The sequence below is a fragment of the Microbispora sp. CL1-1 genome (assembly GCF_012034195.1).
In the GTDB taxonomy this organism is placed as follows: domain Bacteria; phylum Actinomycetota; class Actinomycetes; order Streptosporangiales; family Streptosporangiaceae; genus Microbispora.
The window spans coordinates 1-1,087 of the sequence record NZ_JAATEK010000138.1 but is presented as its reverse complement, the minus strand read 5'-3'; the positions used below and the strand labels follow the sequence as shown (position 1 = coordinate 1,087).

General features: G+C 72.1%; 1 pseudogene. It reads right to left on the bottom strand.

The features are described from left to right. Window positions 1–866: 866 nt before the first annotated feature. Window positions 867–1,087 (bottom strand): annotated as a pseudogene (locus HCK04_RS40300) (hypothetical protein); the annotation flags it as partial.

Here is a 1,087-nt window from a genome sequence, read left to right as displayed (position 1 = left end):
TGCGGAGGTCGCCCGCGTCTGGTTCACAGCGTCGGCGCTCATAGTTTCGGTGCCTTTTTTCAGTGGAGTCAGCGTGGCCGGGGGATCGTCCTCAATGGCGGCCGCGTAGGCGCTAGCGCAGTTACGTACGGGACGGACCTTGGCCCCGGTCACTGCGCCGGAAGGAACCTCCGGTCCTCGCGAAGCCCGCTCCGCTGGGCCTTCGCTGCGGTCCTCGCTCCCTTCCGCTCCGCTCCCTGATCCCGCCGGAGCAATCCCGACGGAGCACGGGGCCATGCGGCACTACGGCGCAGGTGAAGCCCCGGGAAGCAGTGTGACCTTGGGGAGCAGGTGGCCCTAGGGAGCACCGTGAAGCCCGGTCGAGCACTGCGAAGTCCTGCAGTGCACTGTGAAGCCCAGCGGACAGCGCCCGCGGCCATCGCCTCGTGCCTGGTGTCGGCTCTCGGCCACGGGGTCATGCACGCAGCCGTCGGGCCTGTCCGTGCGTCGCCCGGCTTGCCCTGCGCGTCCGCCCGGGCCTGCCCGCGCGTCACCCACCCCCCCCGTGGCTCCCGCCTCACTCGCGCAGCCGTGCGGGCTCCCGCGCGTCGCCCGGGCCTGCCTGCGCGGCACCCTGGCCTGCCTGCCGCGCCCGGTTCCTCTGTGCCTGCCGTCTCCTTCCCGCAGCCGCGCGGCCCTGCACTTGTGCGTCGTCCGCTGTGCCTCTCGCCTCACGCCCGCAGCCTCCGGTGCCTGTCCGTGCGTCGCCCGGGCCGGCCTGTGCGTCGCCCACCCTCCTGCCTCCCGCCTCACTCCGGCAGCCGTGCGGGCCTGTCCGCGCGTTGCCCGGGCTTGCCCTGCGCATCGCTCACCCCGTGCCTCTCGCCTTACTCGTGTGGTCGTCGGGTTCTTCCGAGGCGGTGGTAGGTGAAGGCCCAGCGGTCTTCGCCTTCTTTGCGGCGGGTGTAGCGGTCGGGGTGCTGGTAGCGGTCGCGGTTGTGGAACTGGCAGGCCGGGCCGAGGAGTTTCAGGTCGGTGAGGCCGCCGGTGCTCCAGTTGTCGGCGTGGTCGATCTGGCACATGGTCGCTGGGAGCGGGCAGCCGTCGA